Annotated in this window: 10 protein-coding genes; 4 read left to right on the top strand and 6 right to left on the bottom strand. The window is 65.4% G+C overall.

What is annotated here, in order from left to right:
• Nucleotides 1-10 precede the first annotated feature (10 nt).
• Both N2K98_RS13930 and N2K98_RS13925 read right to left on the bottom strand, forming a co-directional pair.
• Complete coding sequence (locus N2K98_RS13930) at nucleotides 11-640, bottom strand: putative glycolipid-binding domain-containing protein (RefSeq protein WP_255864965.1); 630 nt, start codon at nucleotides 638-640, stop codon at nucleotides 11-13.
• A 9-nt stretch (nucleotides 641-649) separates the two neighbouring features.
• On the bottom strand, nucleotides 650-2,059 hold the full coding sequence (locus N2K98_RS13925) for a PucR family transcriptional regulator (RefSeq protein WP_255864967.1): 1,410 nt from the start codon (nucleotides 2,057-2,059) through the stop codon (nucleotides 650-652).
• A 146-nt stretch (nucleotides 2,060-2,205) separates the two neighbouring features.
• On the opposite strand from N2K98_RS13925, the gene N2K98_RS13920 reads away from it, so the two are divergent.
• Together N2K98_RS13920 and gabT are read left to right on the top strand one after the other, a co-directional pair.
• Nucleotides 2,206-3,636 carry a gamma-aminobutyraldehyde dehydrogenase gene (locus tag N2K98_RS13920; RefSeq protein WP_255864968.1) on the top strand — a complete coding sequence of 477 codons (1,431 nt, stop codon included), beginning with the start codon at nucleotides 2,206-2,208 and terminating at the stop codon, nucleotides 3,634-3,636.
• 49 nt (nucleotides 3,637-3,685) lie between these two features.
• Nucleotides 3,686-5,041, top strand: a complete 1,356-nt coding sequence (gene gabT / locus N2K98_RS13915) for a 4-aminobutyrate--2-oxoglutarate transaminase (protein ID WP_255864969.1) — start codon at nucleotides 3,686-3,688, stop codon at nucleotides 5,039-5,041.
• Between the two features lie 30 nt (nucleotides 5,042-5,071).
• Here the strand turns inward: gabT and N2K98_RS13910 are convergent, their stop codons facing one another.
• A complete protein-coding gene (locus N2K98_RS13910; protein ID WP_255865022.1) occupies nucleotides 5,072-6,832 on the bottom strand; it encodes an HNH endonuclease signature motif containing protein in 1,761 nt (586 codons plus the stop codon).
• 463 nt (nucleotides 6,833-7,295) lie between these two features.
• Entirely contained in the window at nucleotides 7,296-8,402 is a 1,107-nt protein-coding gene (rarD, locus tag N2K98_RS13905) for an EamA family transporter RarD (protein WP_260553704.1), read from the bottom strand.
• Nucleotides 8,403-8,538: 136 nt separating this feature from the next.
• On the opposite strand from rarD, the gene N2K98_RS13900 reads away from it, so the two are divergent.
• Both N2K98_RS13900 and N2K98_RS13895 read left to right on the top strand, forming a co-directional pair.
• Entirely contained in the window at nucleotides 8,539-9,960 is a 1,422-nt protein-coding gene (locus N2K98_RS13900; RefSeq protein WP_255796920.1) for an FAD-dependent oxidoreductase, read from the top strand.
• A 164-nt stretch (nucleotides 9,961-10,124) separates the two neighbouring features.
• Nucleotides 10,125-11,489, top strand: a complete 1,365-nt coding sequence (locus N2K98_RS13895) for a GAF domain-containing protein (protein ID WP_255864970.1) — start codon at nucleotides 10,125-10,127, stop codon at nucleotides 11,487-11,489.
• Nucleotides 11,490-11,502: 13 nt separating this feature from the next.
• Here N2K98_RS13895 and N2K98_RS13890 read toward each other — a convergent pair whose 3' ends face one another.
• Both N2K98_RS13890 and N2K98_RS17240 read right to left on the bottom strand, forming a co-directional pair.
• A complete protein-coding gene (locus N2K98_RS13890; protein WP_308219813.1) occupies nucleotides 11,503-12,738 on the bottom strand; it encodes an MFS transporter in 1,236 nt (411 codons plus the stop codon).
• Entirely contained in the window at nucleotides 12,681-13,184 is a 504-nt protein-coding gene (locus N2K98_RS17240; RefSeq protein WP_308219814.1) for an MFS transporter, read from the bottom strand. The genes N2K98_RS13890 and N2K98_RS17240 overlap by 58 nt, the downstream gene beginning before the upstream one ends.
• Nucleotides 13,185-13,364 lie beyond the last annotated feature (180 nt).

Below are 13,364 nucleotides of genomic sequence, written 5' to 3'. Positions count from 1 at the left end.
GGCCTGGACCTCAGGGCAGACGCGCGGCCAGTCCGGGGTAGTCGATGACGGTGCCGTCCGCGTCGACGGTGATTTCGGCGGTGAACCCGCGGTTGGGCGAGCTGTAGAGGACGACGGCGTGGCCCGGGTCCGGAGAATAGGCGCGCACCTGTGAATACACCTGTCTGCTGGGCAGGACCCGAAGGCTGGGCATTTCCACCCACGCCATCGTCAGTTGGGTCTCATCCGGGGGAGCGGATTCGTTCAGCAGGTCCAGCCGCAGGATCGGCATGGTGTTGGTGAGCGGACACAGCGCAAGGTCACAGTCCTGGGCTTCGTCGAGGCTGCGCGGGTCGGCGATTCCGGGGGCGGGCAGGTCCGTGAGCCCGGACGTGGTTGTCTCCACGCTCCATCGGCCCTCGGTGCTGCGTTCGAGCTCCAGGGTCCGGGACCAGCCCTTCCCTGTCACCTCCACCGTCAGCCGCCGGGTGACCCAGCCCGGGATGGTGGAGAGCGTCCATGATGCGCGGTATTCGGCGGTGACAGAGGTGCCGGCTGCGGCTAGTTCCCGTTCCCGGAAAGACACCACTGCTGTGTCCGTGCGCTCCGGATCGTCCTGTCCCTGCCAGCGGACGGTCCTGGCCTGCGCGGTGGTAGTCATTCCTAAAGGTTAACTGCCCAAACGGCGGACGTTCAGCGCAAGGTACAGGTGTACCCGGTCTGCGGTCACAGCGGGGTCGTATCCGGTCAGCTCGGCAATCTGTGCAAGCCGGTACCGGACAGTGTTGCGGTGCAGGCCCAGATCTGCGGCGACGGCGGCCACCGACCCGTTCAGGAGCAGGTAGGTGTCCAGGGTGGGGATCAGCTGCGCGCCGTGCTTCTTGTCGAAGGCGATCAGAGGATCCAGGGCTTCGGCTGCCAGATCCGAGAGCGGAACATCGCGGCTGGCCATCAGCAGGGACGTGAGATTCAATCGGTCCGGTTCGTTCACTGCTGCACCGTTGCGCAGTGCCTCCCGTGCCTCGTAGTAACTCCAGCGCAGCCCTGCTGCTTCGGTGTACGACCCACCGATCCCCACCTTCGCCGTCAGTCCGGCGCCAAAGAGATACGCGCTCAACTCAGCGGCCAGCACGTTCGCGTCGGCAGCCGGAACAACCACGGCCAGCAGGTTTTCATGGATGGCCGTGGGCACGTCAATGAATGCGGCCGGCAACGGCAGCGTAGGCAGGGTGCGGATCTGGCCGGATGCTACTTCCACCAGGAGTATGGCTTGCCGCAGACCCGAGTCGATGCCCGCTGCCTGCAACCTCACAGCTGCGTCCGGACCTGCGAGCCGGCCATCCACCACGTCTCCCAGGAGCTGGCCGGCGACCGCCCTGCTGCTTGCCCGTCTGGCGGCCTGGTTGCTCAGCTCCACGCCGATCAGGCTTTGCGCATAGGCAATGATGTCCGGCTGTACCGACGGTTCGGCAATGGCCAGTGTGCAGCGGTCCCGCATTCCCGTGGGGACGGGAATCCGCCGCCAGGAGGCATCCGTGTCGGAGGTAGCGAAGACCGGTGCACCGTATTGAAAGAGGGCAACGTCCGCCTCTACCAGCCGGGAGAGTTCTGCCAGCAGCCGTGGCAGGCCCTTGCCGCTGAGCAGTGCCTCTGCCAGTACCTGATGACCGGAAAGCAATTGGTGCAGCTGGGCGACATGCTGGGCGGAAAGTGAATCAGCAACCAGCTTCCCCAGAGCCATAAACGGCGTGCCGTAGGGGACCTCGAAGACGGGCACGCCCAGGCGGTCCGCCTCGGCGAGCAGGGAAGCCGGCACCGAGCCATGGCTGAGTCCGGTGCCGAAACCGATTCCTATCACTCCAGCTCGCTCCACGCTTTGCACAAAGCGTTGCTGGGCCGCGCCGCTGCGGTGCCGCAGGCCCGTAGTCAGCACCACCTCTCCGCCGCCGAGGAACGGAGAGGGATCCTCGAGTTCGGTCACCGCGACCCACTGGATAGGCCGTGGAGACAGGGGCGCCGACCCGTGGCGCGTCAGGTTCAACCCGCCTGCCGCCAGCAGGTCTGAAAGTGTGATCGACATTGCACCACTATAGGGCCGCTGGCTTTAGGCGATTGCACTGCCATCATCGGGCGAGGCTGTGCAGGCGACCGTATGTGTGACCTGCGCTTCACAGTAGGTTTGAGCTAACCGAATACGCACCCGCCCGCCCCGAAAGGACGTCCGGCATGGCTGAGACACTGCAGAACTTCATCAACGGTGAGTTTGTCCCGTCCCGCGGAACCGATGTGCTCGATGTCGTGAATCCCACGAACGGCGAAGTGGTGGCCGTGTCGCCCGTATCCGTGCAGGCCGACGTCGACGCGGCCATGGACGCCGCCGCGGCAGCGTTCCGCACGTGGAAGCGGACCACTCCCAGCGAACGCCAGCGAATGCTGCTTCGTCTGGCGGATGCCTTTGAGGCCCATTCCGACGAATTGGTGGAAGCCCAGCACCGCAATACGGGTCAGGTCCGTACACTGATTGCCGCAGAAGAAGTGGCTGTCGGGGCGGATCAACTCCGCTTCTTTGCCGGCGCTGCCAGACTGTTGGAGGGCAAATCCGCCGGCGAGTATATGGAAGGGTTTACCTCCTTCATCCGTCGCGAGCCGATCGGCGTCGTTGCCCAAGTGGCTCCGTGGAACTACCCGCTGCTGATGGCGGTCTGGAAGATCGGTCCTGCGCTTGCCGCGGGAAACACCGTGGTGCTCAAGCCCTCCGACACCACCCCCGAATCCACCTTGGTCCTGGCCCGCCTTGCGGCAGACATTTTCCCTGCCGGCGTGTTCAATGTTGTCCTTGGCACCGGTGCCACCGGTGAGCTGATGGTTGAACACCCCGTGCCCGGCCTGGTTTCCATCACCGGATCAGTGCGGGCGGGCATCGCCGTGGCCTCCGGAGCGGCAAAGACTCTCAAACGGGCCCACCTGGAACTCGGCGGCAAAGCCCCCGCAGTCGTATTTGCAGACGCAGACCTGGACCGGACCGCCACAGCTGTTGCCGAATTCGCATTCTTTAATGCCGGTCAGGATTGCACCGCCATCACCCGCGTTCTGGTGGAGGATTCAGTCCACGACGCGCTGGTGGACAAGCTGGTGGCTGCGGCCAAGGAGCTGAAGACCGGCAGCGACAACGACGAGGAAAACTATTTCGGTCCGCTGAACAACATCAACCACTTCAACGCGGTGAACGCCGTGATCGAAGCGCTGCCCGCGCATTGCCGTGTGGAGACCGGTGGGCGGAGAGCAGGCTCTAAGGGCTTCTTCTTCGAACCCACCGTTATTACCGGTGCCCGCCAGGACGACGACGTGGTGCAGAAGGAAACCTTCGGCCCGGTCATCACTGTGCAGAAGTTCGACACCGAGGAGCAGGCCGTGGAAATGGCCAACGATGTTGAATACGCCCTTGCCTCCAGCGTCTGGACCACGAACCACGGCCGCGCCATGCGCCTGTCACGGGACCTGGATTTCGGAGCGGTCTGGATCAACACGCACATTATGCTCACTGCCGAGATGCCGCACGGAGGTTTCAAGAGCTCCGGCTACGGCAAGGACCTCTCCATGTACGGCGTGGAGGACTACACCCGCATCAAGCATGTGATGACCGCGCTGGACGCCTAGCCCGGCATCCGATCCCTGTTCCCCGGCAGTACTTCCGAAAGGCAAACCCATGAGCATCTCCGTCACCACCCCGAGTTACCGCATCGAACAGCGACGCCGGATTACCGGCACTTTCCCGGGTCCGAAGTCTGCAGCACTTCAGGCCCGGCGTGCTGCAGTGGTTGCGAAAGGCGTTGCCTCGAGCGTTCCCGTGTATGCCGCTGACGCCGATGGCGGCATCATTGTGGACGTAGACGGCAATGCCTTCACTGATCTGGGCTCGGGTATCGCCGTGACCAGCGTCGGTGCCTCTGATCCAGCCGTTGTCGCCGCCGTGCAGGATCAGGTGGAGCACTTCACGCACACGTGTTTCATGGTGACGCCCTACGAGGGGTATGTGGCGGTTGCCGAACGTCTTGCTGCGGTGACTCCGGGAGATTTCGAAAAACGGACCGTGCTGTTCAACTCCGGCGCCGAGGCGGTGGAGAACGCCGTGAAGATTGCCCGCTCGGCTACCGGGCGCGACGCAGTAGTGGCTTTCGACCACGCCTATCACGGCCGGACCAACCTCACCATGGGGCTCACCGCGAAGGCCATGCCGTACAAGACCGGTTTCGGCCCCTTTGCCCCGGAAATTTACCGGATGCCCATGAGCTATCCGTTCCGTGAAGAGAACCCGAACCTTACCGGCGCGGAGGCTGCGGACCGGGCCATCCTGGCGATCGAGAAGCAGATCGGTGCGGACCAGCTTGCCGCCATCCTCATTGAACCGATTCAGGGCGAGGGAGGATTCATTGTTCCTGCGGAGGGCTTCCTGCCGCGGCTCGCGGAGTGGGCACAGGCCAACGGCGTGGTCTTCATTGCCGACGAGGTACAGTCAGGTTTCTGCCGTACGGGTGAATGGTTTGCGGTGCAGCACGAGGGTGTGGTTCCTGACCTGATCACCATGGCAAAGGGGATTGCCGGAGGGTTGCCGCTCTCCGCGGTGACGGGACGCGCGGAATTGCTCGATGCTGTCCACCCCGGCGGTCTGGGCGGCACTTACGGCGGTAACCCGGTCGCTTGTGCAGCTGCTCTGGCGGCGATGGACACCATGGTTTCGCAGGACCTGGCCGAGCGGGCACGGCACATCGAGGAGCTCGTCCTCCCCCGGCTGGAGGCACTGGTGGTCGAGGGCGGCGTCGTTGGCGATGTCCGTGGACGCGGAGCCATGCTCGCCATGGAATTCGTTCGCCCCGGGTCTAAGACGCCCGACGCCGAGGCGGCCAAGGCTATCGCGGCGGCGTGCCTGCAGGAGGGTGTCATTGTGCTGACCTGCGGAACCTACGGGAACGTCATCCGGCTGCTGCCGCCGCTGACCATCGGGGACGAGCTGTTGCTTGATGCACTTGACGTGTTGGAAACCGCGGTCCGCGCCCGGAGCTGACACCGTCACGGAAGGACATCGCGGGACGCGTCAGGTTCCGTTTGGGATCCCGCCGGAGGCCAGGAACCCAGGGTGGAAGTAGGTGTTCCGCAGCGGTCTGCGCTCGGGATCTATGTAAGCAGGCGGCAGGAACCATGGGATGCCTGCGCGCATCGATACCTGCCAGTTGCCCTGATGGATCAAGTGGTGGTGGAAGGAGCACAGCAACACGCCGTTCCCGATGCTGGTGTCTCCACCCCGTTCCCAGAAAGTGACGTGGTGCGCTTCGGTCCAAGGTCCCGGAACTGTACATCCGGGGAAAGCGCAGCCCCGGTCGCGGGCGTGGAGGGCCTTACGCAGGTGGGGAGGGAAAAGCCGGGCGGCCCGGCCCAGGTCCAGTACCTGTCCCTTGGATCCCAGGACTACCGGAATCAGGTCCGCGTCGCAGGCTATCCGCCGGACAGTTCGGGTGTCGATTGGTCCGGAGAAGGCAGCGATGCCAGGCGACGGAGAATGCGGCATTTCGGTGTTCCTGTTATCCGGCCCATTGGCGGCATCTTGTCCGGCTGGTCGAGCCCGGCGGATCCTGCGATTCCTCGCGCCCGACCCGCCCGTTGGGTGTGACAGCCCCAGCAGGAGTGCGTCATGACTGATAGTGACCATAACCTGAGGGCGCATACCCCCGGAAGCGGGCAGGCCTCCGGACGCCAGAGCAGTACGGACAGCGGCGAGCAGTCCCTCCAACAGCAGTTGCGGGCGGGTTGGTCTGGGCAGCCGGTCAAGAATTTCGGAGTGCGCAGGTGAACCCTGTCCCGCTGCTGCAGGTGTAGAAGCTCCCGCGACAGGAATGTGGGGCTCGGGCTGGATGTCGTCTTGTTGGGCAGTGCTGGATGGGGCAGCCCCGGATGGGGCAGCGCAGGGTGGGGCAGCGCCGGATGGGGCAGCGTCTGGTTGGGCCGCGCCGGGTGGGGTCGCGCAGCCGGGTTCTGTCCTGCTTTCTGGTTCCGGGGCGCCGCGGTTGGCCCCGTCCTGGCCGTTCACCCGCGGGTTGGAGGCGCTGTTTATCAGGGTTGTGAGTGCCTCGTGCTGTTCATCGGTGCAGTAAATGTGGAGATGGTTCAATCCGTTTCGGCGTCGTCCCGGGAAGATCCCTTGGAATCGGACGAGCTCTTCTTCGGTAGGTGGCCGGTCCTGGTCCAGCAGGGCGGTCCAGTGCTTCGCCGTACGGACGAGAAAATCATGGTCCTGATGGGAGCCGATATCCGTGAGCTGCTTTTCCATGGCGTCGAGAGCCTGTGGTTCCATCCGAGGAAGTGCTTCTTCCAACGCATGTGCGATCACATCTGCATCAGTTGCAGCGAGGGCAGCATCAGCGCAAGCCCCAGCTAACCGCGGATACGCGGGTGGGCGAGTCTCACCTGTGATCGTGGTTGCGGGGAGGACAACTGAACCGAGTGCCAGCCTGCGGCGCGCTTCTGTCCGTGAGATCCGAAGGCGGGCCCGCATGAAATCTGCAGTACTTCGGAACTCCCGCAGGCCGTCCTCTCCACGTGTCTGGGCGGTCCTCTGCCGATCGATGGCCGCGGCAGCGATCAGCTTCAGGTAGTCCGTAATGCGTGAAATACCTTCAATCGCCGCGGCCAAATCCACGGCATCTTGAAAGCCTAGAAGCCCCCACCCCTCAGCCGCGTCGTCACGGAGTTCATGGACTTCCCCAAGGAGTGCTTCGGCACGTTGAATCAGGCTCGCGCCGATTGTCGCGACGGAGAAATCCGCCGGTTGCTGCAACTCGCTCAAAGGTTCCGAAGCCATGAAACAAGGCTGCCGCAGCAAAGCGACTCGTGGTCCGGTGAGGCTCCGGATTGGGGACAATTATCAACACCCAGGGCCTAGAGCGAAGCAGGGGAGGACAAGTCGACCCGACCGGTGCTGGCCAAGCCCGCCCGGCCTTGGGCAAGCTCTCCCGGGCCGGCCCACCCTACGAGCGACCCTAACCAGCCCGGCCCTGTCTGGCCCGGCTGCGCGCCCGAACACGCGCCCGGCCCTGAACCCCGCCGCCGGCCCTGAACCCCGCCGCCGGGCCTGAACCCCGCCGCCGGCCCGCCGGGCCTGAACCCCGCCGCCGGCCCGCCGGGCCTGAACCCCGCCCCCGGCCCCGCCGGCCCCGCCGCCCGGCCCTGAACCCCGCCGACCGCCCGTAAACCCCGCGACCGCCCGTAAACCCCGCTGCCCGCCCCTACTCGCTGGCCAAGCTCTGTCTCAGCACAACTAGCCCCTACACAGCCGCAGCGCGCAGCCGACGGTTGCGGCGGGGGCCGCCGATCATATCGACGGTCAGCATCACCAGCGCGAGCCAGACGAGGCCGAAGCCCGCCCAGCGCTCGGGCGGCATCGCTTCCTTGAACACAGTCAGGGCCAGGATGAACTGCAGGGTAGGCGCCAGATATTGCAGCAGCCCCACCGTGGACAGCGGCAGCCGTCGTGCAGCCGCTCCGAAGAAGATCAGCGGCACAGCAGTGATGATGCCGGAGGCGACCAGGAGCCAGAGATGCCCCGCACCGTTTGTAGTCAGCGTGGCCGCACCGGTCATGGAAAGCCAGATCATCACACCGATTGCAATAGGCGTGAGGACGGCCGTTTCAATCGTCAGGCTGGAAACTGCGTCAACACGGGAGCCGATGCCCTTTTTGACCAAGCCGTAGAACCCGAAGCTGAAGGCCAGAGCCAGAGCCACCCACGGCACGTTTCCGTACGCGAACGCCAAGACCAGAACGGCAATGAAGCCCACTGCCATGGCCGCCCATTGGAGCGGACGCAGTTTCTCCTTGAGCACCAGCACACCGAGCAGGACCGACACGATCGGATTAATGAAGTAGCCCAACGCTGCTTCCACTGCGTGTTCGTTCAGCACGGCCCAGGAGTACGTCAGCCAGTTCACAGCGATCAGCAGGGCAGCGCCCGCCAGGGTTCCTACTGTGCGGGGGGTCCGACCCGCGGCAAGCATCGGCTTCCAGGCCCGCATGACGGTGAGCAGGATGGCGCAGAACACCAGTGACCAGACAACGCGGTTGGCAACGATTTCCACCGCACCGGCCGGTTTGAGGACCATGAAGTAGAGCGGAAGCAGGCCCCAGAGCCCGTACGCACCAATTCCGAAGAGGATGCCGGGAAGGTTCTCGCGTCCCGCAGGCCCGGACGACGCAGGCCCGGACGACGACGGCGCAGCGGACACCTCTGCCGCCCCCGGCGCCCCCGGCGTACCGGTAGACGCACCGGTAGACGAACCGGGGGACGAGCCGACGCCCTCGCCGGGCGTAGCAGTACGGACGGCGTGCAGGGCGGGGACAGGCTTTGAGAAAGGCACGCAGTGCTCAACACCCATGGGCCGGTCCGTATTCCCCAGGGTGTCACGAACGCGGTTTTCCGAGCCGTTTAGACGGTGGCGAACCCGGCATTTAGAATAAATAACTGTGTGTTAATTGCGCACCCAGAAGCTCTGAAGAGAAGAAGGACTATCAGTGACTAACCCTGCCGCGGACAGCGCCCAGCGTCCTTTGAGGGTCGCCATTATCGGCGCAGGCCCCGCCGGTGTTTACGCCGCCGACATCCTTACCAAAGCCGATCGGGACTTCGAGGTCAGCATTGACCTCTTCGACCAGTACCCCGCGCCCTACGGGCTCATCCGTTACGGCGTGGCCCCTGACCACCCCCGGATCAAGGGAATCGTCAACGCCCTGCACAAGGTGCTGGACCGCGGTGACATCCGCTTCCTCGGCAACGTCAATTACGGCCGCGACCTGACGCTGGCAGACTTCCGCCACTTCTATGACGCCATCATCTTTGCCACGGGCGCCATCAAGGACGCCCCGCTGAACGTGCCCGGCGTCGATCTGGAAGGCTCCTTCGGCGGTGCGGAATTCGTGTCCTGGTATGACGGGCATCCTGACGTTCCGCGCGAATGGCCGCTGGACGCAAAGGAAGTTGCGGTGATCGGCAACGGCAACGTTGCCCTCGACGTCGCCCGCATCCTCTCCAAGCACGCAGATGACCTGCTCACCACGGAGATTCCGACCAACGTCTACGAGGGCCTGAAGAAGTCCCCGGTCACCGATGTGCACATCTTTGGCCGCCGCGGACCGGCACAAGTGAAGTTCACGCCGCTGGAACTGCGTGAACTCTCCCATTCCCGCGACGTCGACATTGTCCTGTACCCCGAGGACTTCGAATTCGACGAAGGCTCCGACGAGCAGATCCGCACCAACAACCAGACCAAGACCATGGTCAACACCCTCACCAACTGGCTGGTGGAGGAACAGGACACCGGAGCTTCCCGCCGCCTGCACCTGCACTTCCTGCACAGCCCCGTGGAGATCTATGAGGACCCCGCGGATCCGGGCAAGGTCGCCGGCATGAAGTTCGAGCGAACCGAACTGGACGGCACCGGAAACGTCCGCGGCACCGGTGAGATTGTCGATTACCCGGTCCAGGCTGTTTACCGGGCCATCGGATACTTCGGCTCCGAGCTGCCCGAGGTGGGCTACGACGAGCAGCGCGGCGTGATCCCCAACGAGGGCGGCCGCGTCATCAACGAAGACGGCGCTCCGGTGCCGGGTATCTACACCACCGGTTGGATCAAGCGCGGCCCGGTCGGCCTGATCGGCCACACCAAGGGCGACGCGCTGGAGACCATCGGCTTCCTGCTGGAGGACCGGCTGAACCTGCCGGCCGCCACGCACCCGGACCCGTCGTCGATCATTGAGCTGCTTGAAGAACGCGGCGTCAAGTACACCACCTGGGAGGGCTGGCTGAAGCTGGATGCCTATGAGCGCAGCCTGGGCGCCTCCTACATCCACCCCGACCCGCTGACCGGCGAACTCGTCCGTGAACGTGTCAAGGTGGTCGACCGCGAGGAAATGACCCGCATCTCCCGCGGCGAGTAGCCGTAAGCAGCAACCCGCAGTTCCTCTGGCCTCCGCCGGTCCGCGCATGGGAGCATATCCAGCAAGGTGTGTTCCCTAAGCGGACAACGTCCAATTCGAAGACGTTGTCCGCATATCAGCGTGGATAGGCGGGGGCCGTGCGCATTGCGGCGCGAAATGAAGGTTTGGCCCAGAACGGGCAGTCCGGTGTCCTGCCGCGGGTCCCGGCGGAGGCGCTGCTTCACAACGCCGTCAGGGCCCACGAGGCGCTCGGTGCCGGCAGCGGGTGGCTGGAACGGCTTAGGCCTTCCATCCGGGAGTCCTGGCAGCGTTCCCTGCAGCACCACTCGGACCCGGATGTTTCGCGTCCGGAGCTGGTGTTCGACGACGCCGCCCTGGACCGTTATCGTGCCGCGCACCCGCTCGCTGCCGTGATGCCGGTAATCCGCCGCCTGCTCGTGGAGCCCGGAGAGGACTCCGGGTTATTGGTGGCCGTAGGAGATGAACTGGGCCGCTTGCTCTGGGTCGACGGAGATGCCGTCCTGCGCCGCCGTGCGGAAGGCATGCTGTTTCTTCCCGGCGCGGATTGGTCAGAACGAACGGTCGGCACCAGTGCCCCCGGAACTGCCCTCGCCACAGGGTCAGACGTGCAGATTGCCGGACCGGAGCATTTCAGCCGGCTTGTTCACTCCTGGAGCTGCACCGCCGTACCGGTCCATGACCCGGATACCGGTTCCGTGCTGGGCGTTGTGGACGTCACCGGAGGCCCCGAAGCCGTCGCTCCGCATACGCTCGCCCTGGTCCGGGCAGCTGTCGCTGCCGCCGAGGCCCGGCTGCAGGTCCAGCGCCTGCAGGCCCGACGGGATACCCGTAACGGATCATTCGCTGCCTCCGGAGCTCCGCTGCGCCGTCGCACCCGCCGGCCGGCCTCACCGCCCGCCAGCGACTTCACGGAAAGCCTGGAGCTGCTTGGCCGGGACCGGGCCGTCCTCCGGATCGGCGGCAGGTCGGTGGAACTCAGTTCCCGCCACGGCGAACTGCTGGCGGTGCTGGCGCTGCATCCGGGCGGGCTGACGGCGGAGGAGCTGGCTTCACTTGCCTACCCCGACGGCGGCCAGGCAGGTACCGTGCGGGCCGAGATGCTGCGGCTGCGCAATCTCATGGAAGCAGTGGCAGCTGGAACCGAGCCGCTGGTCCCGCGCTCCCGCCCATACCGGCTGGCCCGCCCGCTGGAAGTGGACGCCGCACAGGTCCTGCGCTTCCTGGAACACGGCGCCTACCGGCTGGCCCTGCGGAGGTACGGCGGACCGGTGCTGCCGCGCTCGGAAGCCCCCGCCCTCATCCGGCTGCGGACCGAGGTCTCCGCCGTTCTGCGCCAGGCGATGCTGTCCGACGCCGGTGCCGACACCCTGCTCCAGTACCTGCACCTGCCGGAGGCAGAGCACGACGCCGAGGCCTGGCAGCTTGCCCTGCGCGTGCTTCCGCCGCGCTCGCCCCGCAGGGCCGCCGTCGTCGCGGCCTTGGAACGGATCGAACGCGACCTGGCCTAGGCAGCTTCCGGAGTTATCTCTCCTGCGTCGACGACGTCGGCGACGACGGACCGGACCCGGATCGTTTCGTGCTGCCGGAAGGCGCCTTGCCGTCCCCGGGACCCGCGGCCGGCCGAATCCGCAGGCTGCTGAGCAAACCGACCAGCAGGGCCGCCGCCGCTATCCAGCTTGCCAGTGACGCGCCGTCGGTCATTGCCTCCCTGGCCGCGTCGGCAATGAAGGCAGTCTGCGGATCGGCCGCCAACTGCTGGATGCTCCCTCCCGAGGTTGCATTGACGGAATCCACCAGGCTGCCCAGCTGCGGAGCGTTTGCCGCCGTTTCCGCCACTCGGTCTTCGGTCCCGGTGCGCAGCGTCGTGAAGAATGCGGTACCCAGAACGGCGATGCCGAGCGCTGAACCGGTCTGTCGTGCGGTGCTCTGGGTAGCTGACCCCTGTCCGCTCTTGGCTACCGGAACGTCGGCGAGGATCACCGAAGTCAACTGCGCCGTGGCCAGTCCCACACCCATTCCGTAAACGAGCAGGATCGGCGACGTCAGCCACGCGTTGCTGTCCGGCCTGATCAACAGTGCCAGCGAGGCAATGGAAAGGATTTCCAGGCCCAGGCCTATCCGCACCACCACAACCGGACGGAAAACCTTGGCCAGGGCCGTTACCGCGCCGCTGGCAAGGAAGGAGCCCAGCGCCAGCGGAAGCAGGGCGAGGCCGGCCTCGAAAGCGCTGTAGCCGAGCACATTCTGGAACCAGAGGGGCAGGGAAAGGATCAGGCCGAATTCGCCGAAACTGACGATCAGCGCCGTGACGTTGCCGTTGGCGAAGGACGGAATCCGAAACAGCGAAAGGTCCAGGATGACGCCCTTGCCTGCGGCAGTCCGCGACCGTTCCAGCAGTACGAAGCAGAACAGTGCCACGGCGGCGAGAAGGAAGGACAGGGGAACGGGGGAGAGGGGCCCCACCTGGAACAGGGCACCCTCTGCGGGGGCCCACCAGCCGAAGCTGCGGCCTTCGATCAGCCCGAAAACCAGGGCACCAAAGCCCACGATGGATAGGAGTGCCCCGCCCAGGTCCAGCCGCTGCGCAGCAGACGTGATTTCCTCCCGTGACTCGGCCACGAACAGCAGCAGGCCGGCGACAATCACCACGCCAACGGGGACATTGATCCCGAAGGCCCATCGCCAGCTGGCATGCTCCGTCAACCACCCGCCCAGCAACGGGCCGACGGCGGCCATCCCGCCGCTCGTCGAACCCACACAGCGAAGGCGATACCGCGTTCGCGTCCCTGGAAGTTCGCGTTGAGCAGGGCCAGGGTGGTGGGCAGGATCATCGACCCGCCGAAGCCCTGAACGGCCCGCCCGAGGATGAGGACGCCTCCGGAGGACGCGGCCGCGCAAAGCAGGCTGGCGGCCACGAAGATTACGACGCCGGTCAGCATCACCCGCCGTCGGCCCAACCGGTCCGCGAGCCGGCCCCACGTAAGAAGCAGGGCCGCGAAGAGCAGGGTATAGATTTCCTGGACCCATTGGATCTCGGTGCTGGAGATGCCCAGGTCCGCAACGATCGAGGGGATGGATACGGAAACGATAGTGGCGTCCATGATGATCATGGCCACGCCGAGACTGATGGCCAGCAGGACCCACCAGCGGTAACGGACAAAGCGGTTGGGTGGAAGGGGATCGCTACCGGAACGAATGGCCATATGCCGTCCTGGGTTGAGGGTGCCTGAGACGTTGTCCCACGACACGGTACGGCGGTGCGGCGGCAGTCTGCCAGTGGTGAAGGCTGCGGACAGCCAGGAGGAGTTGCAACCTGCTTGCAACGTTGCGCTCCGTAGCCTCGGGGATGTCCGCAACCGACACCGACGTCGAACGCACAAGGA

This window comes from Arthrobacter jinronghuae, from assembly GCF_025244825.1.
Taxonomy (GTDB): domain Bacteria; phylum Actinomycetota; class Actinomycetes; order Actinomycetales; family Micrococcaceae; genus Arthrobacter_B; species Arthrobacter_B jinronghuae.
Note: the sequence above shows the minus strand (reverse complement) of the source record. Positions and strands in the feature narration are given on the sequence as shown.

What these genes read in the sequence shown, in the direction of transcription:
- N2K98_RS13930 (WP_255864965.1), bottom strand. Translation starts at nt 640, where the DNA reads ATGACTACCACCGCGCAGGCCAGGACCGTCCGCTGGCAGGGACAGGAC.
- N2K98_RS13925 (WP_255864967.1), bottom strand. Translation starts at nt 2,059, where the DNA reads ATGTCGATCACACTTTCAGACCTGCTGGCGGCAGGCGGGTTGAACCTG.
- N2K98_RS13920 (WP_255864968.1), top strand. Translation starts at nt 2,206, where the DNA reads ATGGCTGAGACACTGCAGAACTTCATCAACGGTGAGTTTGTCCCGTCC.
- gabT (WP_255864969.1), top strand. Translation starts at nt 3,686, where the DNA reads ATGAGCATCTCCGTCACCACCCCGAGTTACCGCATCGAACAGCGACGC.
- N2K98_RS13910 (WP_255865022.1), bottom strand. Translation starts at nt 6,832, where the DNA reads ATGGCTTCGGAACCTTTGAGCGAGTTGCAGCAACCGGCGGATTTCTCC.
- rarD (WP_260553704.1), bottom strand. Translation starts at nt 8,402, where the DNA reads ATGGGTGTTGAGCACTGCGTGCCTTTCTCAAAGCCTGTCCCCGCCCTG.
- N2K98_RS17240 (WP_308219814.1), bottom strand. Translation starts at nt 13,184, where the DNA reads ATGGCCATTCGTTCCGGTAGCGATCCCCTTCCACCCAACCGCTTTGTC.